Origin of the sequence: Halobacillus litoralis (assembly GCF_020524085.2) — a bacterium.
In the GTDB taxonomy this organism is placed as follows: domain Bacteria; phylum Bacillota; class Bacilli; order Bacillales; family Halobacillaceae; genus Halobacillus; species Halobacillus litoralis_E.
Map to the genome: position 1 here is coordinate 3,054,390 of NZ_CP129016.1, position 20,503 is coordinate 3,074,892.

20 protein-coding genes and 1 pseudogene are annotated in these 20,503 nt (G+C 43.2%); 1 reads left to right on the forward strand and 20 read right to left on the reverse strand.

Annotation, left to right across the window (positions count from 1 at the left end; genetic code table 11):
* Window positions 1-223 precede the first annotated feature (223 nt).
* The 18 genes and pseudogenes from dprA to smc form a co-directional block, all read right to left on the reverse strand.
* The gene (dprA, locus tag LC065_RS15630; protein WP_226589346.1) at window positions 224-907 is read right to left on the reverse strand and encodes a DNA-processing protein DprA; all 684 of its coding nucleotides are present in this window, start codon (window positions 905-907) and stop codon (window positions 224-226) included.
* 265 nt (window positions 908-1,172) lie between these two features.
* A pseudogene (sucD, locus tag LC065_RS15635) lies at window positions 1,173-2,075 on the reverse strand (succinate--CoA ligase subunit alpha).
* A 17-nt stretch (window positions 2,076-2,092) separates the two neighbouring features.
* Window positions 2,093-3,253, reverse strand: coding sequence for an ADP-forming succinate--CoA ligase subunit beta (sucC, locus tag LC065_RS15640; RefSeq protein WP_226589342.1), 1,161 nt, complete (start codon window positions 3,251-3,253; stop codon window positions 2,093-2,095).
* An 819-nt stretch (window positions 3,254-4,072) separates the two neighbouring features.
* Window positions 4,073-4,342 carry an EscU/YscU/HrcU family type III secretion system export apparatus switch protein gene (locus LC065_RS15645; protein WP_226589340.1) on the reverse strand — a complete coding sequence of 90 codons (270 nt, stop codon included), beginning with the start codon at window positions 4,340-4,342 and terminating at the stop codon, window positions 4,073-4,075.
* Entirely contained in the window at window positions 4,339-6,198 is a 1,860-nt protein-coding gene (locus tag LC065_RS15650) for a hypothetical protein (RefSeq protein ID WP_226589338.1), read from the reverse strand. The genes LC065_RS15645 and LC065_RS15650 overlap by 4 nt, the downstream gene beginning before the upstream one ends.
* 18 nt (window positions 6,199-6,216) lie before the next feature.
* Window positions 6,217-6,981, reverse strand: coding sequence for a ribonuclease HII (locus LC065_RS15655; protein WP_226589336.1), 765 nt, complete (start codon window positions 6,979-6,981; stop codon window positions 6,217-6,219).
* A 212-nt stretch (window positions 6,982-7,193) separates the two neighbouring features.
* On the reverse strand, window positions 7,194-8,039 hold the full coding sequence (ylqF, locus tag LC065_RS15660) for a ribosome biogenesis GTPase YlqF (RefSeq protein WP_226589334.1): 846 nt from the start codon (window positions 8,037-8,039) through the stop codon (window positions 7,194-7,196).
* 10 nt (window positions 8,040-8,049) lie between these two features.
* Window positions 8,050-8,598 carry a signal peptidase I gene (gene lepB / locus LC065_RS15665; RefSeq protein ID WP_226591633.1) on the reverse strand — a complete coding sequence of 183 codons (549 nt, stop codon included), beginning with the start codon at window positions 8,596-8,598 and terminating at the stop codon, window positions 8,050-8,052.
* A 328-nt stretch (window positions 8,599-8,926) separates the two neighbouring features.
* Entirely contained in the window at window positions 8,927-9,271 is a 345-nt protein-coding gene (rplS, locus tag LC065_RS15670; RefSeq protein WP_027954188.1) for a 50S ribosomal protein L19, read from the reverse strand.
* A 127-nt stretch (window positions 9,272-9,398) separates the two neighbouring features.
* Entirely contained in the window at window positions 9,399-10,130 is a 732-nt protein-coding gene (gene trmD / locus LC065_RS15675) for a tRNA (guanosine(37)-N1)-methyltransferase TrmD (RefSeq protein WP_226589332.1), read from the reverse strand.
* Window positions 10,130-10,645 (reverse strand): ribosome maturation factor RimM, encoded by a 516-nt coding sequence (gene rimM, locus LC065_RS15680; RefSeq protein ID WP_226589329.1) that lies wholly within the window; start codon window positions 10,643-10,645, stop codon window positions 10,130-10,132. The genes trmD and rimM overlap by 1 nt, the downstream gene beginning before the upstream one ends.
* 8 nt (window positions 10,646-10,653) lie before the next feature.
* Window positions 10,654-11,040, reverse strand: coding sequence for a YlqD family protein (locus tag LC065_RS15685; protein WP_226589327.1), 387 nt, complete (start codon window positions 11,038-11,040; stop codon window positions 10,654-10,656).
* Between the two features lie 91 nt (window positions 11,041-11,131).
* The gene (locus LC065_RS15690; protein ID WP_226589325.1) at window positions 11,132-11,359 is read right to left on the reverse strand and encodes a KH domain-containing protein; all 228 of its coding nucleotides are present in this window, start codon (window positions 11,357-11,359) and stop codon (window positions 11,132-11,134) included.
* A 22-nt stretch (window positions 11,360-11,381) separates the two neighbouring features.
* Entirely contained in the window at window positions 11,382-11,651 is a 270-nt protein-coding gene (gene rpsP, locus LC065_RS15695) for a 30S ribosomal protein S16 (RefSeq protein ID WP_089652441.1), read from the reverse strand.
* Between the two features lie 84 nt (window positions 11,652-11,735).
* Entirely contained in the window at window positions 11,736-13,076 is a 1,341-nt protein-coding gene (ffh, locus tag LC065_RS15700; RefSeq protein WP_226589323.1) for a signal recognition particle protein, read from the reverse strand.
* A 13-nt stretch (window positions 13,077-13,089) separates the two neighbouring features.
* On the reverse strand, window positions 13,090-13,419 hold the full coding sequence (locus LC065_RS15705) for a putative DNA-binding protein (RefSeq protein WP_115824939.1): 330 nt from the start codon (window positions 13,417-13,419) through the stop codon (window positions 13,090-13,092).
* A 75-nt stretch (window positions 13,420-13,494) separates the two neighbouring features.
* The gene (ftsY, locus tag LC065_RS15710) at window positions 13,495-14,814 is read right to left on the reverse strand and encodes a signal recognition particle-docking protein FtsY (RefSeq protein WP_306163546.1); all 1,320 of its coding nucleotides are present in this window, start codon (window positions 14,812-14,814) and stop codon (window positions 13,495-13,497) included.
* Window positions 14,815-14,827: 13 nt separating this feature from the next.
* A complete protein-coding gene (smc, locus tag LC065_RS15715) occupies window positions 14,828-18,388 on the reverse strand; it encodes a chromosome segregation protein SMC (protein ID WP_306163547.1) in 3,561 nt (1,186 codons plus the stop codon).
* A gap of 782 nt (window positions 18,389-19,170) precedes the next feature.
* On the opposite strand from smc, the gene LC065_RS15720 reads away from it, so the two are divergent.
* Window positions 19,171-19,392, forward strand: a complete 222-nt coding sequence (locus tag LC065_RS15720; RefSeq protein WP_226589317.1) for a DUF1128 domain-containing protein — start codon at window positions 19,171-19,173, stop codon at window positions 19,390-19,392.
* A gap of 77 nt (window positions 19,393-19,469) precedes the next feature.
* Here LC065_RS15720 and rnc read toward each other — a convergent pair whose 3' ends face one another.
* Window positions 19,470-20,162 carry a ribonuclease III gene (gene rnc / locus LC065_RS15725; RefSeq protein WP_226589315.1) on the reverse strand — a complete coding sequence of 231 codons (693 nt, stop codon included), beginning with the start codon at window positions 20,160-20,162 and terminating at the stop codon, window positions 19,470-19,472.
* 77 nt (window positions 20,163-20,239) lie between these two features.
* A complete protein-coding gene (gene acpP, locus LC065_RS15730) occupies window positions 20,240-20,473 on the reverse strand; it encodes an acyl carrier protein (protein WP_035505393.1) in 234 nt (77 codons plus the stop codon).
* Window positions 20,474-20,503 lie beyond the last annotated feature (30 nt).

Genomic DNA, 20,503 nt, shown 5'->3' on the forward strand with positions numbered 1-20,503 from the left:
GTTTAACTTTATCTAATGAAAAGGAAGCTTAACCTGTCCTATATCCAAAGAGAAAAAGTCGCTCTAACATCGTTTTTTTTCATGTAATTGGTTGAGTTTGCTTTTTATAAAATAAATCTTCCCTATTATTAAATACAATGAAACCGTTTGTCAAACATATATTTTTCAAAAAAGTCTCAAATTGGTCCAATCTCACCCTTGAATGTAACACCTTTGTAACGGATTATTCAAATTTTTCTAACCAATCTTCCAAAATGTCATGATACGTATGAACTAATTTTGCGCCTTCATTAATCATTTTATGACAACCTTCACTCGTTATCCTACCTGCAGGTCCCGGTAGTGCGTAAACATCTTTGCCTTGTTCTAAAGCTTGATCCACAGTAATTAATGTTCCGCTTTTCAGTCGTGCTTCGATGACAAAGGTACTGGGGGTCAATCCCGCGATCAGTCGGTTACGCTCAGGGAAATGATATTTTTTCGGTGCACAGTCTGGAGGATATTCACTTACGACCAAATGTTCTTGAGCCAAAGTATTATATAAAATAGGGTTGTTCTTAGGATAAATATGCTGAAATCCCGAACCGAGAACGGCAATTGTTTTTCCATTATATTCAGTTGCTAACTTGTGAGCAAGCTGATCGATTCCCTGAGCCATACCACTCACAATAGTAAACCCGGACTGGATAAGTGGGACAAGGACTGATTTCATAGCCGGAAATGCATAAGGAGAAGGCTTACGAGTGCCGACCACACTGATGGAAAGCGGTGTATGCAATAAAGATACATCCCCTTTCGTGTAAAGGACATAAGGAGGGTCTGGAATCGTTTTTAAATACAAGGGGTATGTGTGATCGAACACGGTTACAATTGTATATTTTTGGTCATATATGTCGAGTTTCTTCATTATATTAGGGTCCGTTATATGTCGTAGGATGGATTGAGCTCTTAAAAGGGGAATAGATAGGTCTTTGGATAACTGTGCAGGGGGATTTGAAAAGGGGTAAAGTAAAGAAGCATCGACCTGCAGTAATTTTCTAAGGAGAGGTCTCGTCATATGAGGAGAATCGTGAAGGAGGAGTAAGCGTGTTCTACAGTCTTTCATCAGGCACCTCATTTACATAGTTTAGAGGCCGTACCTGTTCAACGATACGGCCTCTTTCTTCATTTATTTAGTGTGTTTTACATTTTTCAAATAGATCCTGGTCTCTCAGGACTTGAATCAATGTTTCACCCATAACTGAAGGTGTTTCAGCCACTTGAATTCCACATTCATTCATGACACGAATTTTTTCATCAGCGGTCCCTTTACCACCAGAAATAATCGCACCAGCATGACCCATACGTTTTCATGGAGGAGCTGTACGGCCGCCAATAAAGCCTACAACCGGTTTGCTCATATTCGCTTTCACCCATTCAGCTGCTTCCTCCTCGGCTGTTCCGCCGATTTCACCAATCATGATGACAGCTTCTGTATCAGGATCTTCATTGAAAGCTTTCAATACGTCTATGAAATCGGTCCCATTCACAGGATCTCCACCAATGCCGACCGCTGTGGATTGACCGATTCCAGCTTCAGATAGCTGATGAACGGCTTCGTATGTTAGCGTACCAGAACGAGAAACAACGCCGACATGACCTTTTTTATGGATGTAGCCAGGCATGATGCCGATTTTACACTCATCAGGTGTAATGACTCCAGGACAGTTAGGCCCAACGAGGCGTGTTTTCTTTCCTTCCATATAACGTTTTACTTTGATCATATCCAATACAGGGATATGTTCTGTAATGCAAATGGCAAGATCCATTTCTGCATCTGTCGCTTCCATTATAGCATCCGCTGCAAACGGTGCAGGGACATAAATGACGGAAGCATTCGCTCCTGTTTTTTCTACAGCTTCCGCAACTGTATTAAATACAGGAATTCCCTCAACTTCGGTGCCGCCTTTACCAGGTGTGACACCGCCCACGATTTGTGTCCCATACTCAACCATCTGTTTTGTATGGAAAAGTGCTGTGGAGCCTGTAATACCTTGAACAATGACTTTTGTGTTCTTATCAATATATACACTCATCTGATTCCCCGCCTTTCTTACTTGACTAGTTCAACGATTTTTTGTGCGCCTTCTGCCATAGAATCTGCAGAAGTGATGTTCAAGCCTGATTCATCAAGAATTTTCTTCCCAGCATCTACGTTCGTACCTTCTAAACGAACAACGAGCGGCAATGTGAGTCCGATTTGTTTCGTTGCTTCGACCACACCTTCAGCGATAACATCACACTTCATAATGCCACCGAAAATGTTAACGAAGATTCCTTTGACATTTTCATCAGAAAGGATGATCTTGAAAGCTTCGGTTACTTTTTCAGTTGTAGCGCCGCCTCCGACATCCAGGAAGTTAGCAGGATCTCCATTATAGTGTTTGATTGTGTCCATCGTAGCCATCGCAAGACCTGCACCATTGACCATACAGCCGATGTTACCATCGAGTGCGATGTAACTAAGATCATATTTAGATGCTTCTACTTCTTTAGGATCTTCTTCTTCAAGATCACGAAGTTCAGCAATATCTTTTTGACGGAAAAGGGCGTTATCGTCAAAGTTCAACTTGGAGTCAAGCGCCAGTACGTCCCCATCACCTGTTGTAACGAGTGGATTGATTTCTGCAACAGAGCAATCCTTTTGTACAAAAACTTCATAAAGGCCAAGCATAAACTTAACCGCTTTTCCTAAAGATTCTTTCGGAATATTAATATTGAATGCAAGTCGACGCGCCTGGAATGGTGTGAGACCTGTTACAGGATCGATGACTTCTTTGAAGATTTTTTCAGGAGTCTTTTCTGCGACTTCCTCAATCTCAGTTCCACCTTCTTCAGATGCCATCATCGTCACACGGCTTGTCGCGCGATCGAGAACAAGACCGACATAGTATTCGCTCTTAATATCGCAACCTTCTTCGATAAGTAAGCGCTTTACTTCTTTGCCTTCTGGTCCAGTCTGATGGGTTACAAGAGTTTTTCCTAGTATTTCGTCAGCGTATGTACGCACCTCGTCAAGATTTTTAGCAATTTTGACTCCGCCGGCTTTCCCGCGGCCACCTGCGTGGATCTGCGCTTTGACAACTGTGACATCGCTACCTAATTTCTTCGCTGCTTCGACAGCTTCATCTACGGTATATGCGACGTGTCCATTTGGCACAGATACGCCAAAATCACGCATGATTTCTTTTCCTTGATACTCGTGAATGTTCATGTTTCATCCTCCCATCAAATTTCACTGCATGTACATTGTATAAAAAAACGCTATCAATTGTCCATACTAAGCTAGATATCTGTCGAAAAATTCACTAGATTAACAGGTATAATATTATGTAAACTAGTTTTGTAGTGTCTTGTTTCCTCTATTCCATTCCTTCACAAACTCTCCCGATTTCCGGTGCCTGGTTGATACTCAGGGGTGGCTGGGAAGCTACTCATCTAGCTCCATCGCCCGGACACTCGCGTCATAAGCCGAGCAGCAACGGAATAAAAAAACACATTCCTTTGCTGCTCGGCTTATGCCAGTCGTGTCTATCCGGGCGTTTCCGCATTTGAACACTTTCCTGTGGGGTGCGCCGAGCTTCCTCGCACTGCGTCCTGCGTGGATCCCGCCTATCTCCTTCTCCCACGGGAGTCTCGTACCTTCCCAACCACCCATTCGATGTAAGAGAGAAACGAACCCCTCTACCGCGAAGGTTTGTATTCCACGATCACTACAACTTATGTGTAAAGCGCACGACATCAAGATTTTAGGCTTTAAATGCTAGCTATGAATACAATTACTTAACCACTTTCCTTAAGTGTGGATACTGATTATCCCAATAATGATCCGAGAACCTTTTATGGCAAAGGGCGGAGGGGAATGACGAGACTCCTGCGGGAATAGAGTGCTTGGTGAGACCCCGCAAGGCGTTAGCCTGAGGAGGCTCACCGCGCTCCCGCGGAAAGCGAGTTATTCACCGTAGCCCCAATCCACTCAACAAAAGCTTCGAAATCGAGCCTTCCACTATCCTGCTATATTCTTCAAGGAAAATTATTTCTTATCTTGCTGGTCAACGTTGTAAATGAAGGCGAAAACTTCAGCGACGACTTGGTAAAGATCTTCCGGGATTTGTTCGTTGATGTTCAACTCTGATAGCAATTCGACGAGCGTGGCGTCTTCTTGTACGGGTATTTGGTGCTCCTCTGCGGCTTTTAGGATATTTTCAGCTATGATGCCCTTCCCTTTGGCCACTACCTCAGGAGCAGCCGCTTTTTCGGATTGATAGGTCAATGCAATGGCTTCTTTTCTTTTTTCATTCATATTCTGATATCCAGCCCTTCTTCCACCGCCATTTGGTTGTTAGCACTAGAGGTTTTTGAAACTACACTCGTGACGCGTGCCTTTATAGAGTTCAGTTTATATCCGACGTTTTCCAAACCCTCTTCTAACTTCTTCTGATACGGCTGAAAAAGCTTTTCAAGTTCTGGGTTTTCATTATATACGACGATAGATACACGGCGTTCAACAATATTTAAGTCTATGATGGTTTCCTCAAGCTGAGAAAGGTGTAAGTAGAACATCACATGACAATAGTCAGAATCAATCTGCCCATCGTCATTTTTCCGCCCTTCCATGTTCATATGTACATCCTTTAGAGCCCCAATGAAATCACCCGGGAATTGAAGCGCTATTTGTAAGGTTTCGGAATTATCCGAGTAGGAAGCGAGTTGAGTGCCATTTATTAAGTTTATCAGCCGATTTGCCGTCTCTGCTTTCACCTCTGAACCTTCAGTTAAACCCTTTAACAGCAACGATTTTAATGAGTTTTCTGTCTGGGCGGATGCATCTGTCAGTTTGGAGGAGCTTGAAAGAAGATCATGCTCGTCATTGAATCCTAGCTCATTCATCATTGTTCTCATGTGGAGCCACATTCTATCTTTGTCAGACAGCTGTATGTTTTGGCTTAATGACTGCAGCAAATGAACGAGGAGCTTTTGTTGTACATGAGGAAGTTGTTTTCCTAACAAATCTTGAATATCAGAATGATAAGACTTGAATTCAGCTTTTGTAAAAGGGTATGTATCTCTCTTCTCATTACCTAATAGAGTGACGGCTTTTTCAATAAAAAGCTTTGTGGATTCCTGAAAATACGGGGTTAAACGTTCCAATATCTTTTGGTTCACTACTTTTTTGAAAGTCTCCGTCCATTGTTTACGTGTTTGTTCAGACAATGTTGAAAAATCAGGATTTGAAGGTTGTTGAGTCCAGAGCGACAGCAGTCTTTCCGACGTATGAGCCCATTGTTTGATCGTTTGATTTTCTGATGGGGATATTGGAAGTTGATTTTGTAACAGCTCTTGTAAAGAAGCAGCTACTTGTTCTTTAGTGAATGGTAATCTTTCCATACTGGGATTTAGACGAGACCAATTTTGCTTGAACGATGAATAGGTATCCTTGGTATCTATGATTCCGGATTTCTTAAATAGCTCAAAAGTAGTGCTCGATCCATTCGCTAAGTCGGATTTTATTTTTTTTAGAATCATACCTTCAGCGTTTTGATTTTGTTCTGCACGCAATGTCTGGACCATAGATTTAATTTTTTCATCGGAAGCAGAAAGTGATTTTTCTCCCAATTGCTGCGTAACATCTGATAAAACTTGAGAATATTCGGCTGTGTATTTAGCAGATAGCGCAGAATACACAGAAGGTTGAATGGGCATTTTCCTGCTAATCATATGTAGCAATATATCACGTGAAACTCGTTGATTGGCCGAAGACTGAACCAACTTGAACACTCGGGCTAAATCTTTTTTATCTAATGGCACTTTCAAGTCAACGATCGCTTTCATCAGTGAGAGGTTGTCTTTGTTCTCTTGTACTCCTATTTGCTTTAAAAGCGATGATAGACCCAATGGTCCCGAACGCTCTTCAGAAACCGTTATGGGCCGTAATACGAGATCAGGTTCTACCTGTTCTACTTGAAATAAGTAGGAGGAACCTTTGACCAACGGTTGATTCACCTTAGCTTCCACACTTTTCATGCCCATGCTCACCACAAATTTGTTGTATTGTAGGGACTGTATGACTTTCCCTTTTATCAGTTGGCCTGATTTCGGTTTAACAGGCAGGGCTGAATGTGTAGACAAGCGAGTAAGACTATTGATCAAATGGTTCATCTCTAATCCATCCCTTTCTTAAAGCAGATCTTTTACAGGGGCAAATGTTTTTCTATGAACTGGGGAGGGCCCATAAGCTTTTAATGCTTCCACGTGTGGCTTTGTTCCATATCCCTGGTTATTACGGAATTGATAAACCGGATACTGCTCATCTAATTCTGCCATCATCCGGTCCCTCGTCACCTTGGCGATTACACTAGCAGCAGCGATTGAAACACTTCTCTCGTCCCCTTTAATAAGTTTTGTTTGAGGACTTCGTATCGCGTCCAATTCCATCGCATCAATCAGCAAATGCTCCGGTTGGCCAGAAAGATTTTCGACAGCTCTCTGCATGGCAAGTTTTGTTGCTTGATAGATGTTGATTTGATCAATCTCTTCATTTGTGACAATCCCTATACCCCAGTCAGCATCTGCTTTGATCCGATCAAAGTAGGCTTCACGACTTTTTAAAGAAAGTTTCTTCGAATCATTCAGTCCTTCTAAGTAATAATCACGAGGTAAAATGACAGCACCTGCCACGACAGGACCTGCAATCGGCCCTCGCCCAGCTTCGTCTATGCCTGCTACATCGGTAAAACCACGGTGAAAGAGATTTTCTTCAAACGTCATCATCATCTCATACTGCCTTTTCAGCTCTTGTTTTTGCTTGATCTCCTTATCGTAACGTTTCATGAGCTGTTGGACACCTTTTCTGGAATCCTCTTTAAACACAGCTAACTCATGAGCGCTCAATTCATCGTCATTCAGTTTTTCTTTTACCTGGGCTACAGTCAATTGGGTCATGAAACATAAACCCTCCATTTCTTATCATATCGGACGTTTGTCATCATTCTAAAATCAAATTTCACTTGTTTTTCTATCCCCATCACTTTTCATCCTTAGAGGTGTGTCCCTTAGGTGGCTGTCACATACACCCCTCTATGATACTTCAGATGAATGGAAGAAATAACCTCACAAAGAAAGCGCAAGGGGCAAGGGCCTCTTTGCGCTTTGGTTTATGAGTCAGGGCGTTCAAGGGTAATCATTCCGAGCTTCCCTGTCCTTAAGTCTTGCAAAATAATATCAGATACTTTTTCAAAATTAATGCGGCCTCCACTTTCGAGGCAACCTCGTTTTTTCCCGATGGTCTCAAAAGCCTCCAACATGTCATCCACATTCTCAAGACTAAACCTCTCTTCAAGTCGATCCGGGTAGGATTGATGGAGGAAATTAAGGACATAAGCTGCTACATCTTCTTTAGGAAGGATTTGATCTTTAATCGTGCCAATCGCTGCTAAGCGATACCCCACTTCCTCTTCCTCAAATTTCGGCCATAGAATCCCAGGTGTATCAAGCAATTCGAATTCTTTCTTCACCTTGATCCATTGTTGCTTCGTAGTAACGCCGGGTTTATCCCCTGTTTTAGCCATTTTCTTGTTAGCGAGTCTATTGATCAATGTAGACTTACCTACATTCGGGATTCCTATGATCATCGCCCGCGAAGCTCTTGGGCGGATGCCTTTCGCTTTAAGTTTGTCCATTTTTTCTTTGCCTAACTCTTTCGCTAGCTGGACAACTTTTTGCACATCCTGTTTGTGATTCGCTTCAATCTCCACGGCCGGAATTCCTTTTTCTTTAAAATGTTCAATCCATTCACTGGTGATTTGGGTGTCGGCGAGATCTTTTTTCATCAGCACCATCATTTTGGGCTTTTCTTGTAAAGTATTATGAAGCATAGGGTTCTGAGAAGAGAGTGGTGCACGTGCATCAACGAGTTCAATGACAAAATCCACGAGCTTAAGCTTCTCAGCGACTTCCCTTTTTGCTTTGGCCATATGGCCTGGGAACCATTGAATGGTCATGTAGATCCTCCTAATTCACAAGCTGGATGCGATTTAATGGCCAGTAGGAAACAACAGCTTCCCCTACCATCTGGTCTTGATCAATCATGCCAAGCATCCGGCTGTCTGTCGAGTTGTTGCGGTTGTCGCCAAGTACGAACAATTGTCCTTCAGGCACTTCTTCGTACTCACCTGGTAAATTTTCCAAAGTGAAGTCATCAGTCAAAGGCCGGCTTCCGCTTAATTGTTGTTTTCTTTCATTTAGAAATGGCTCTTCCACAGGTTCTCCATTCACATAGAGTTGATCATCTTCATAGGCAATATGATCTCCAGGAAGTCCAATCACGCGTTTAATATAGTCTTTACGTTCTGTTGCATGAAATACAACAACATCAAAACGCTCCGGCGATCCAATCTTATAATTGAGCTTACTGACAATCAAGTGATCCCCGCTATGTAAGGTGGTCAACATGGAAGGCCCTTCAACGACGACCGGTGCAAACAAGAACACTCTTACGATCACAGCCAAAACGCCGGCGATAAGAAATGCTTTCAACCAGTCCAACCATTGTTGTTTCATCATTATCCCTTCTTCCTTGAATGAAGGAGTCTGGAGCGGCAAAACCATAGTGTACGGGCTGTAGTAGGCACAACCTTTTTTAAAATATATGGTTACAATTGCTGCTAAACGCTCTCATGTTTTATCTTCGTCTTTCAAATCATATCATAAAATTCTTTACCCTTGTTTCTATTTCCGTTTAGTCCCCTATGGTTGAAAACTCAGTTCTGTGATGTTTGTGTGCGTTTAAGGGCTCTTGGAAATCTATGAAACGGGAACTTTATTTTTGTGAAACCTCTAGATAAGTAGAAAAAAGGAGCTTGGCATCGCAAGCTCCTTTTGACTGAAATTAGATAATTTCTTTAATACGTGCAGCTTTACCGCGTAGGTTACGCAAGTAGTAAAGTTTCGCACGACGTACTTTACCACGACGAGAACGCTCAATCTTAGCGATACGTGGAGAATGAACTGGGAATGTACGCTCAACACCTGTACCGTAAGTAATCTTACGAACAGTGAATGTTTCGCTGATTCCGCCGTTCTGACGCTTGATGACAACACCTTCGAATACCTGGATACGTTCACGTGTGCCTTCGACAACTTTCACGTGTACTTTTACAGTATCACCAGGACGGAAATCTGGGTGATCCGTACGAAGTTGTTCTTTTGTAATGTCATGAATCAATTGTTGCATGATTTTCACTCCTTTTTAACTAATGCTCTTGTCTTCTAAGAGGCAGCGGAACATCGTTTTCCACTTAAACCGTACGTTTAAGCACAAAATTTAATATACCATATCTAGAGACAAACATCAACAATACTCAGCTATTTTTCCACTCTTCCAACCACGATTGTTCTTTAGCCGATAATTCTCTTCCTTCGAGCAGATCCGGTCTTCTTTCGAAAGTACGCTTCAATGACTGATAGTGACGCCACTCATCAATTTTGGCATGATTCCCTGATAAGAGGACATCCGGTACTTTGCGCCCTCGAAAATCAGCCGGTCTCGTATAATGGGGATGCTCTAGCAAACCGTTTGAGAAAGAGTCCATCGGTGCCGACTGTTCATTTCCGAGAACCCCCGGAAGAAGACGAACAACAGAATCGATGACCACCATGGCACCGAGCTCTCCACCAGTAAGGACATAATCACCGATGGAAATTTCATCGGTCACCAATTCCTGTCTGATCCGTTCATCATATCCTTCATAATGGCCGCAAATAAAGACAAGATGATCTTCTTCGGAAAGTTCTTCCGCTTTTTGCTGGGAGTAGGGTTCTCCCTGCGGGCAAAGAAGCACGACACGTGGAGGTTTTTCCGCTGAATCTTTGATGGACTGAATGCTGTCAAAGATGGGCTGCGGGGATAGAACAAGCCCCGCTCCTCCACCATAAGGGTAATCATCAACTTTATTGTGCTTGTTTTCAGTGTAATCACGGAAATTGACATACTGATGTGAAAAGGCGCCTTGTTCCTGAGCACGCTTCATGATGGAATTCTGCAGTACACCATCAAACATTTCTGGAAAAAGTGTCAGAATATCAATATGCATTAGTCTAGCAGCCCCTCTATTGGATCGATGATGATTGTCTTCCGCTCCGTATCCACTTCTTTAACGACAGGTTCGATATACGGAATGAGAACATCCGGTTGATTTTTCCGCTTCACAACCCAAACGTCATTCGCGCCAGGAGTAAGAATTTCTTTGATTTCACCTAATTCTTCCCCTGACTCTAAAAATACGGTACACCCGATGATTTCATAAAAATAGAATTCATGGTCACCAAGCTCTTCTTGATGCTCTTCTGATACCATCAGCTTTCCATTCTTGTATCCTTCGACATCATTAATCGTAGGATGATCTTCGAAGCTTACAAGGTCGAAACCTTTATGAATTCGGTGTGTTCGAATTACGAGTGGCTTCGGATCCTTTTTATCACTTACCCAATACAAAAGCTGACCTGGTTCGAAACGTTCATCAAAATCTGTAACGCGATGAACTTTCACTTCTCCTTTGATGCCATGTGTGTTAATAATTTTACCAACATTGAATAACTGTTTCTCCATGAATGCAATTACCTCGCTCGTATGACTTTTCCGTCTTCCACGACGATTTCTCGATCCTGAATGACTTCTTCCCATTGATCGCCTTCTTCAACTTCAATCAGCGCCTGTACTTCGTCCGTTTCAAGCTCACTTCCATCAGGCAGGATATCCAATTGTCTGCGCTGATATTCAAGCCACTTCAGTTGATCTTTTCTGCGCCCGATTTCCTTTGAAAACCGGCGCTCCACTTCCTGTCTTGAGACCCCGGGCTTGCGTTCCAATTTTTTCTGCTCAAAGGAAAGCTGCCTGCATTCCCGGTCCAGACGTTGATATCTTTCATCGAACTTTCCCTTAATCTGCGCACGACTCGTCTCTGTCAAAATCTGTTTGACAGGTACTGTTCGGATGATCTGCATCTTTTCGCCCGCCCCTCTGCCGTTCCTTGAGAATAGTAAAAAAGGGAAAAGGTTTCCCTTCTCCCTTCTTACACCAATAAAATTAGTTCTCTTACATGATATCCAAATAGATTCGTTTTTCAGAATCTGAACCTGCCGCATAAACGACAGTCCGAATCGCTTTCGCAATCCGCCCGTTCTTACCGATTACTTTCCCTACATCATCCGGGTGGACCGTAAGATGATAAACCACTTTGTGATCTTCTTCTTTCTCATCCACCACGATGTCATCTGGATAATCGACAAGCGGAGTTACGATCGTTTCGATCAAGGTTTTCATGGAATCACCACTACTTTATGATTTATTGGTTTTTCTTATCGTGGAACTGCTTCATGATGCCTTCGTTAGAGAATAGGTTACGAACAGTGTCGCTTGGCTTCGCGCCGTTTGACATCCAGTCGATCGCTTTCTCAGCATCAAGTTTAACCTCTACAGGGTTAGCAACTGGGTTATATGTTCCGATTTGCTCGATGATACGTCCATCACGAGGAGAACGAGAATCAGCAACTACTACACGATAAAATGGGTTACGCTTAGATCCCATACGTTTTAGGCGAATTTTTACTGCCATTTTTAACAACCTCCAAATTTCTTTAATGTTTCACACAGATTTAGATTTTAGCAGAACTTCAAGGGTGTGTAAAGGTTTTTTCCATTACATAAAAGGAAATTTCATTCCTTTGCCTTTTTTCCCTTTGGTATTGCTCATTTGTTTCATCATTTTCTTCATTTCTTCAAACTGCTTCAACAGTCTGTTGACCTCTGAGACAGAGGTTCCTGAACCTTTAGCAATCCGCTTCTTACGGCTTGCATTCATCACAGAAGGGTCCTGTCGTTCATTTTTTGTCATTGATTGGATAATCGCTTCAACATGAACGATCTGCTTGTCATCGAAGGACACATTCTGAAGACCTTTCATTTTGTTCGCACCAGGAATCATGTTCAAAATTTCATCCAGTGGTCCCATGTTCTTCACTTGCTCCATCTGTTCAAGGAAATCCTCAAAAGTAAAGGACGCATTACGCATTTTCGACTCCAGCTCTTTCGCCTGTTTCTCATCGACTTGCGTTTGTGCTTTTTCAATTAATGTAAGCATGTCGCCCATTCCAAGGATTCTTGAGGCCATACGCTCGGGGTGGAAGGTCTCAAGCTGGTCGAGCTTTTCCCCCATACCCGCGAATTTAATCGGTTTACCTGTCACAGCTTTGATGGATAATGCAGCACCACCACGGGTATCTCCATCTAGTTTTGTGAGAAGCACACCGGTGACGTCAAGCTGCTCATCGAAGCTCTCTGCAACATTCACCGCATCCTGCCCCGTCATAGCATCGACAACAAGGAAGATTTCATCAGGGTTGACGGCTTCCTTAATCTCTTGCAATTCACCCATCAAGTCGCCATCAATATGCAAACGGCCAGCGGTATCGATGAGCACATAATCATGGTGCTCCTCTTTGGCCTTGGCAACCGCATTTTTGGCAATATCGACAGGATTCGCTTCGGTGCCTTCCTCATGGACAGGCATATCCAGCTGTTTACCAAGTGTCTGTAATTGCTGGATGGCAGCTGGTCGGTAAACATCGGCTCCTACGAGTAACGGCTTCCTGTTGTAGCTTTTGCGCAACAGGTTCGCAAGCTTACCGGTCGTCGTCGTTTTACCTGCACCCTGTAAGCCGACCATCATGATGACCGTCGGAGGACGCTTGGCGACAGCGATTTTACTTTCATCGCCACCCATTAGCTCTGTGAGCTCTTCTTTAACAACTTTGATGACCTGCTGTCCAGGGGTCAGGCTTTCCATGACCTCCTGACCGACGGCACGTTCACGTACGCGCTTCACAAAATCTTTAACGACTTTAAAGTTTACATCGGCCTCAAGGAGGGCGAGACGGACCTCCCTGGTCATCTCTTTTACGTCTTGTTCGTCTACCTTCCCTTTGCCTTTGATTTTCTTGATCGTTTCCTGCAAACGGTCGGATAAACCCTCAAATGCCATCGAAGATCCCCTCCTATTCTAATTCTTGTAATTCGTGCAGCCATGATTCATAAGGGGCTGGCAGCTCGTCTTTTTTAAACTGAGCTTCCATCTCCTTAATCACTTTCTGGCGTTTTTCAAACTTCCCATATAGATGAAGCTTTTTTTCATATTCTTCAAGCATCGTCTCTGTCCGGCGAATATTATCGTACACCGCTTGTCGTGAGACATCAAAGGTTTCCGATATTTCACCAAGAGAGTAATCTTCGAGATAGTATAACTCCATGTAATTTCTTTGCTTAGGAGTCAACAACGATTGATAGAAATCAAAGAGATAATTAATTCGTGTCGTTTTTTCAAGCATGCTTGAAGCACTCCTTGTTAAGTGAAATACCTTTACACATAAATACTAAAGGAACATGTACCTACATGTCAAGGCTTAAGAAAGTTCTTCTTCTTCCTCATACTCTTCAATCATATCTGCAAACAGTCCATAAACAAAGGCATGAGCATCAAAGGCTTCAAGATCGGTCACTTTTTCACCAAGGCCGACAAGTTTCACCGGGATTTCCAATTCATTTCGAATCGCAAGAACAATCCCGCCTTTCGCTGTTCCATCCAGTTTTGATAGGACAATGCCGGATACATCCGTTGCTTCGGAGAATGTTTTCGCCTGGCTCATAGCATTTTGCCCTGTTGTAGCATCGAGGACAAGGAGAACTTCATGAGGAGCACCAGGGACTTCACGCTCAATCACACGTTTCACTTTGGAAAGTTCGTTCATCAGGTTCACTTTATTTTGCAGACGCCCGGCAGTATCACAAATGAGAACATCCGCATTCTTCGATTTTGCCGACTGGATGCCATCGTAAATGACAGCAGCTGGGTCGCTTCCTTCACTATGCTTTGTAACATTCACACCAACACGTTTGCCCCACTCTTCCAGTTGTTCTATCGCACCTGCACGGAACGTATCTCCTGCGGCAAGTGTGACGTTCTTACCTTCGCTTTTCAGTCGGTGGGCGAGTTTACCGATGGTCGTCGTTTTCCCTACCCCATTCACACCAACAAACAGGTAGACTGTCAAACCATCTGGGTTTTCATTCAACCCTTCGATCTCTTCAGCCCGGTCATCACCATAGTAGATTTCTACAAGCTTTTCGGAAATGATTTCTTTTACTTTTTGAGGGTCCTGAACGTTCCTGCGCTTCACTTCCATCTCAAGCTCCTCAATCATTTCCATCACGGTCGTAACCCCGACATCAGCAGAGATCAACACTTCTTCAAGTTCTTCGAAGAAGTCTTCATCAACGGTCCGGTAGCGTGCGACGAGATCATTGATCTTAGTCGAGAATGAATTCCTCGTTTTAGCCAGACCCATTTTAAACTTGGAGGCAATCGAAACTTTTTCATCCTCTTCATGGCTCTCTAGATGATCATCTTCTGTCATAGATTCATCACGAGCTACTACATTCTCCTCGTCATCATCAAACACAGATGATTCTACAGACTCTTCTTCTTCCACTTCTGGTTCAGCTGCGTCTTCTCCATCCAAGGAGTCTTCCGTTTCTGGTATTTCTGTTTCTCCCTGAAGGTCTGTCACCTCTGGATCTGCACTATCTGAGAGTGGTGCATCCGATTCCAGAGAATCTTCCCTATCGTCAGAATCCTCTGTTTCATGGACCTGCTGTTCCTCTTTTTCTTCTTCCGACTCAGGACCTTTCACGAATTTTTCTTTCAGTTTCTTAAAAAAACTCATCGACTCATCCTTCCTATGCTTCCAATAATTCCGGTGTTTCTTCTAGTCTGACGGATACAAGTTTAGATACGCCTGACTCTTGCATGGTGACCCCATAAAGAACATCCGATTCTTCCATCGTCCCTTTTCTGTGGGTGATCACAATGAACTGTGTCTTCTCACTGAATTCTTTCAAAAACTTAGCAAAACGATCCACGTTCGCTTCGTCCAATGCCGCTTCCACCTCATCAAGGACACAGAATGGGACGGGCCTGACGCGTAAAATCGAGAATAACAAAGCGATTGCTGTCAGAGCGCGTTCTCCGCCGGATAACAAACTCATATTTTGCAGTTTCTTCCCCGGAGGCTGGGCAACAATATCGACCCCTGTTTCTAACATGTCATCCGGGTCAGTGAGTTGCAGATCGGCTCGCCCTCCACCGAACAAGGTACGGAAAACTTCACCGAATTCAGCACGGATCTTCGTAAAGGTATCTTCGAATTTCCGCTTCATTTCACCATCCATTTCATTGATGACCGTATGAAGTGTTTGCTTCGCTTCAAGTAAGTCATCCTGCTGCCCTTTCAAAAATTCGTAACGCTCTTTAATCCGATCATACTCATCGATGGCACCCAGATTTACGGTTCCAAGCTCTTCAATGGCCCGCTTGATCAGCTTGACCTTTGTCGATGCTTCATCAATATCGTCTACACCAGGGTAGTCCCTCTTCGCTTTCTCAAACGTCATCACATACTCTTCCTGCAAGTATTGAAGCATATTCTCAAGCTCTACATCCAGCCGGTTGGCCTTGACTTCCTTTTGCTGCAAGTCTTGTATGAAGTTTTGATGCCTGCGCTTCCGTTCCTTCAATTGTTGTTCGGCTTGCTGAATGTCCGCAGCCAGCTCTTGACGCTCTTTTCTCTTCGTTTCAATCGACGAAGTGGTCTCTTCCTTTGCCGATCTCATACTTTCTATTTGAGCCTGAATTTCATCTTCTGTCTGATTCGACTCCTTGACTTCCATCAGCTGTTGATAAGAAACACGGTTCCCCCGTAATTCCTGCTCGATAAGATCTTTCTCCTGCTGATAACGGTCCGCTTTTTCTTTTTGGTTGTTTACCGCTGACTCTTGCTCGGCTAATTGTATTTGGAGCTTCTGTCTGCGTTCCTGCAAGTTAGCCTCGTCTTCTTTTTGACGTTCTTTTGTTGTCGTCAACTCTTCGATCTTTGTATTAATAGAAACGAGTTGCCCCTCAAGGGTAAGCAAGGTATCGTCAAGCTCGTTCAACTGCTGATCTGCGTGATGAGAATCTTGATCGTACTGGGCCTGATCTTGGTCAAACAATTGAAGCTGATCATTCAAATGGTCCAGTTTCAACTGTACTTCCCTTTGATCAGACTGCTTTTCGTACTCTTCTCTCTTTAACTCAGAGAGCTTTACATTCCACTGTTCTTTTTCCTCTTCTTGCTCAGCTAAGGTCGTTTTCAGCTTTTTCACTTTACTCTCAACATCCAACGCCTTCGCCTCGTAAGCGACGATTTTCTCACTAAGTTCCTGCAATTCCTTTTCTCTTGTGAACAAAGATTGTTTGGATTGTTTTTTCGCTCCTCCTGACATCGAACCACCAGGATTGACGACATCTCCATCAAGTGTTACAACCCTGTACTTTCGATTCAATACACGGGCAATTTGGTTTGCATGTTCTAACCCTTCAGCAATGACGATATGACCTAGGAGGTGCTGGATCGGTTTTGAATGGGCCGCATCATATTGGATAAGATCTGCTGCCACTCCTACATACCCTTCTTGCTGTGAGAGCGATGCACTCCCATGGACAGAACGAGGTTGAATGGAGGTAAGAGGAAGAAAGGTAGCTCTTCCTTTATTGTTCGATTTCAACCAGTGAATCGCTTGTCTTCCGGTTTGTTCGTCCTCCACGACAATATGCTGGGCCTGTGCACCAAGTGCTGTCTCAATCGCTGTTAAAAGGTGGGAAGGTATATCAATCAATTCGAGCACAGCTCCATGAATCCCCTGTAACTGGCCTTTTTGCGATGCCTTTAATACTTCACGAACGCCATGGAAATAACCTGAGAAGTCTTCCTTCATCTCTTCAAGCATTTCCTTCTTCGATCGCATATTTTCCAAATATTGATACCCTTTATAAAGCTTCTCCTGCCACTCTTGATACGTCTGTTTATTCTTTTCGTATCTTTTGCTTAACTCTTGGACTTGAGACTCCAGGCTTTCCCGCTGTGTGGTCAGGTTTTCCAACTCATTTGTCATAGAAGTCAACTGCTCTTCAAGCTTAGCACGTTCACTTCTAAGATCTTTGAATTTGTCAATTTGACTGCCTTTTTTGGAGTGAATTTGGTCCAGCTGTTTTTCTAAGAGTTGTTTCTCATTCCGTTTAGCTGCCTGCTTATTCAGCAGTTCAATATATTCACTCTTCAAATCTTCGATCTCATCTTCGATCAAATGAAGGTCCTGTTTTAACGCCTGTGTGGTTTGGTTTAACTCTTGTTTCGTATGTTCTCTTTTTTCTTTGATCTGTTTTAACTTTTGAGCTTCTTCTTCGGCAATCGTCTTTAAATTCACCAGTTTGTCAGAGAGGTCTTCATAGGCTTCTTCCAATTTGGATTTGTTTTCTTCAAAATGCTTATGGCGCTCTTTCATCAGTTGCTTTTTCCCCTCAAGATTTTCGAGGTCTCTCGTTAGTTCAAGCAACTTCGCCTGCATATTTTCTATAGAAGTATCCAGACTTTCCACATGATCCCTTTTACTTTTCAATGAAACCTCATCAGACTCGATCTTCTCACTCAACTCGTTTTCCTGGCTTTTAACTTCTTCCAGATCTTTGAGAATTCTTTCCCATTCTCCGTGAACCTGCTGTATTTGAGTGATCAATAAAGAGATTTCCACGTTTTTAAGCTCATCTTTTTTCTCTAAGTAATCTTTTGCAACAGCCGCTTGCTCTTTTAACGGTTCAAGCTGACCATCAATCTCCCATATGATATCTTCCACACGGTTCAGATTTTCCTGTGTTTCCGACAACTTATATTCCGCTTTTTTCTTCCGCTGTTTGTATTTTAGTACTCCCGCGGCTTCTTCAAAAATGGACCGGCGATCTTCTGCTTTTGAGCTGAGGATCTCTTCCACTTTTCCTTGGCTGATGATAGAGAATGCTTCTCTGCCGAGCCCGGAGTCCATGAATAGATCGACGATATCTTTCAAACGGCAAGTCTGATTATTTATATAGAACTCACTTTCACCAGAGCGGTAAACACGTCTCGTCACACTGACTTCATGGTAATCCAAAGGCAGAGCCTGATCCGTATTATCAAGAGTCAACGTCACTTCTGCCATATTCAAGGGTGCCCTGCTCTCACTACCTGCAAAAATGATATCTTCCATTTTACTACCGCGGAGCGACCGGGCTGATTGTTCACCTAATACCCAACGAATCGCATCCGTTATATTACTTTTTCCACTACCATTCGGCCCGACGACAGATGTGACTCCAGAAACAAAATCAACAGTCACACGTTCGGCAAATGATTTAAAACCTATCGTATCTAATTGTTTGAGGAACATATTCATCCTCCTGTATTTTCACAAATCTTTCATTCACTCAACTTATATATTTTATCATAAAGAAAGCCCCTACGGTAGGAACCGAGAGCTACTTTTATAACACCATGGTAAATCTCCTTGTTCCATAAAAGCTCCCTTTTCTTGAAGACTCGATTTCTAGATGCTTTTGGGTTTCGTTGCCGAGGTTGAGCGTCAGGGGTGGCTGGGAAGCAACTCGCTTTCCTGTGGGGGAGTGGCGAGCTTCCTCGGGCTAACGCCCTGCGGGATCTCGCCGATCTCCTTTCTCCCACGGGAGTCTCGCAGCTTCCCAACCACCCCATTCGATATAGGTGAGAAACGAACCCCTCTACCAAGAAGGAGGGCTCCCATTATCCCCTCCCAAGCAGGACCAAAGAGCTTTGTATCAATCATTTACGCTCTAAATCCCCGCTGGCGAGAGTTAATATCATCCACTTCCCACAATCATATAAGCTGATTTTTCCAGTAGCAGTTTCGAGAATCTTCCTTGGTAAAGGGGCGGAGGGGAATGGCGAGACTCCTGCGGAAAAAAGTGCATGGTGAGACCCACAGGACGCAGTCCGAGGAGGCTCACCGCGCTCCCGCGGAAAGCGAGCTATTCCCCATAGCCCCGATTCACTCAACAAAAGCCTAGCAATCGTGTCTTCCACAATCCTGCCATTCACTTTAACAAACTATAATATTAATGAAGGGTTTCAAAATTCGGCAAAGTCCTTTATCATATGTAATAGCCTAGATAACGAGCCTTGAAGGAGGATTCATTTTTGAGTTTACAAGAAGCTAACCAAGAAAACTTAGAAGTCATCATCAATGATATGGCAGAAAAACTGCAGGTCGTGAACCGTTCCCTTATGGACCCAGAGGACTACGATCTCAACAAATATGAAGAAATCAAATCTCTTCACGACATTATTGAAATGAAGGGTTCACTGAGTGTTTCTGAAATCCAGGTATTCGTTCAGGAACTTGGACAATACAGAAAATAACCAATTGCTACTAAAAAGACCGTTTTCGAAGGTTTCCTCCGAAAAACGGTCTCTTTTTGATTCTTTTTAATGGCGGATTATAAATGGGCTCCTTGGTTTTCCAATGCTTGCTGAGCCGCTTTTTGTTCCGCTTCTTTCTTTGTACGGCCTACACCAATCCCGCCAATCTCATCCTGGATCAATACATGCGCGATAAACTCACGGCTGTGTGCAGGTCCTCTCTCTTCAACGATTTCATATTCAATTTTGCTGTTCTTATCCCGTTGAATAAATTCTTGTAGCTGACTTTTGAAATCCATCGCATGAGAAAAAGCACCTTTTTTCACTTTTGGATACACATACGTTCTTAAGAACTGTATAACTGCATCATAACCCTGGTCTAAATAAAGAGCTCCGATAAACGCTTCAAAAACATCAGCAAGCAATGCTGGTCGGTTGCGACCTCCTGTCAGCTCTTCTCCTTTACCAAGTAAAATCAGGTCTTGGAAATTCAGCTCATTTGCAAATTCCACTAATGAGACTTCACACACAATCGAGGCTCTGAACTTCGTAAGCTCTCCTTCAGCCATGTCCGGGAACTCCCGGTACAAATACTGAGAGACTCCTAGTTCAAGAACGGCATCTCCCAAGAATTCCAGCCGTTCATTATCCTCCCGATCGGTTTTCCGATGCTCATTCACATATGATGAATGTGTAAAAGCCTGTTCCAGTAACGAGATATCATTAAATTGTAAGTTTATCTTTTTCTGGAAACTGGAAAAATCATCCATAAATCACCTTGTCCTTTGCAATGAATTTCTTGAAAAATATAGGAAAGGCTGCCCGAAGAAAACGGACAGCGATCCTATTACGACTGGCTGCTTATGTAATTCACAGCGTCGCCTACTGTATTGATTTTTTCAGCTTCTTCATCAGAAATTTCCATATCAAACTCGTCTTCAAGCTCCATTACAAGCTCAACGACATCAAGAGAGTCTGCTTCTAGATCTTCTTTGAAGGAAGCTTCCATAGTCACTTTAGACTCATCAACATCAAGACGATCGACGATGATTTGTTTTACACGATCAAATGTTTCTGCCATTGGAACCTCACCTCCCTTCAGTAATTATAG

Bases quoted from the DNA above. Each gene is read 5' to 3' on its own strand.
- ffh (WP_226589323.1), bottom strand. From the start codon at position 13,076: ATGGCATTTGAGGGTTTATCCGACCGTTTGCAGGAAACGATCAAGAAA.
- LC065_RS15655 (WP_226589336.1), bottom strand. From the start codon at position 6,981: ATGACCCAATTGACTGTAGCCCAGGTAAAAGAAAAACTGAATGACGAT.
- rpsP (WP_089652441.1), bottom strand. From the start codon at position 11,651: ATGGCAGTAAAAATTCGCCTAAAACGTATGGGATCTAAGCGTAACCCA.
- lepB (WP_226591633.1), bottom strand. From the start codon at position 8,598: ATGAAACAACAATGGTTGGACTGGTTGAAAGCATTTCTTATCGCCGGC.
- smc (WP_306163547.1), bottom strand. From the start codon at position 18,388: ATGTTCCTCAAACAATTAGATACGATAGGTTTTAAATCATTTGCCGAA.
- ylqF (WP_226589334.1), bottom strand. From the start codon at position 8,039: ATGACCATTCAATGGTTCCCAGGCCATATGGCCAAAGCAAAAAGGGAA.
- rimM (WP_226589329.1), bottom strand. From the start codon at position 10,645: ATGGAGAAACAGTTATTCAATGTTGGTAAAATTATTAACACACATGGC.
- trmD (WP_226589332.1), bottom strand. From the start codon at position 10,130: ATGCATATTGATATTCTGACACTTTTTCCAGAAATGTTTGATGGTGTA.
- ftsY (WP_306163546.1), bottom strand. From the start codon at position 14,814: ATGAGTTTTTTTAAGAAACTGAAAGAAAAATTCGTGAAAGGTCCTGAG.
- rplS (WP_027954188.1), bottom strand. From the start codon at position 9,271: ATGCAACAATTGATTCATGACATTACAAAAGAACAACTTCGTACGGAT.
- sucC (WP_226589342.1), bottom strand. From the start codon at position 3,253: ATGAACATTCACGAGTATCAAGGAAAAGAAATCATGCGTGATTTTGGC.
- LC065_RS15650 (WP_226589338.1), bottom strand. From the start codon at position 6,198: ATGAACCATTTGATCAATAGTCTTACTCGCTTGTCTACACATTCAGCC.
- dprA (WP_226589346.1), bottom strand. From the start codon at position 907: ATGAAGAAACTCGACATATATGACCAAAAATATACAATTGTAACCGTG.
- LC065_RS15705 (WP_115824939.1), bottom strand. From the start codon at position 13,419: ATGCTTGAAAAAACGACACGAATTAATTATCTCTTTGATTTCTATCAA.
- LC065_RS15645 (WP_226589340.1), bottom strand. From the start codon at position 4,342: ATGAATGAAAAAAGAAAAGAAGCCATTGCATTGACCTATCAATCCGAA.
- rnc (WP_226589315.1), bottom strand. From the start codon at position 20,162: ATGGATGATTTTTCCAGTTTCCAGAAAAAGATAAACTTACAATTTAAT.
- acpP (WP_035505393.1), bottom strand. From the start codon at position 20,473: ATGGCAGAAACATTTGATCGTGTAAAACAAATCATCGTCGATCGTCTT.
- LC065_RS15690 (WP_226589325.1), bottom strand. From the start codon at position 11,359: ATGAAAACCTTGATCGAAACGATCGTAACTCCGCTTGTCGATTATCCA.
- LC065_RS15685 (WP_226589327.1), bottom strand. From the start codon at position 11,040: ATGCAGATCATCCGAACAGTACCTGTCAAACAGATTTTGACAGAGACG.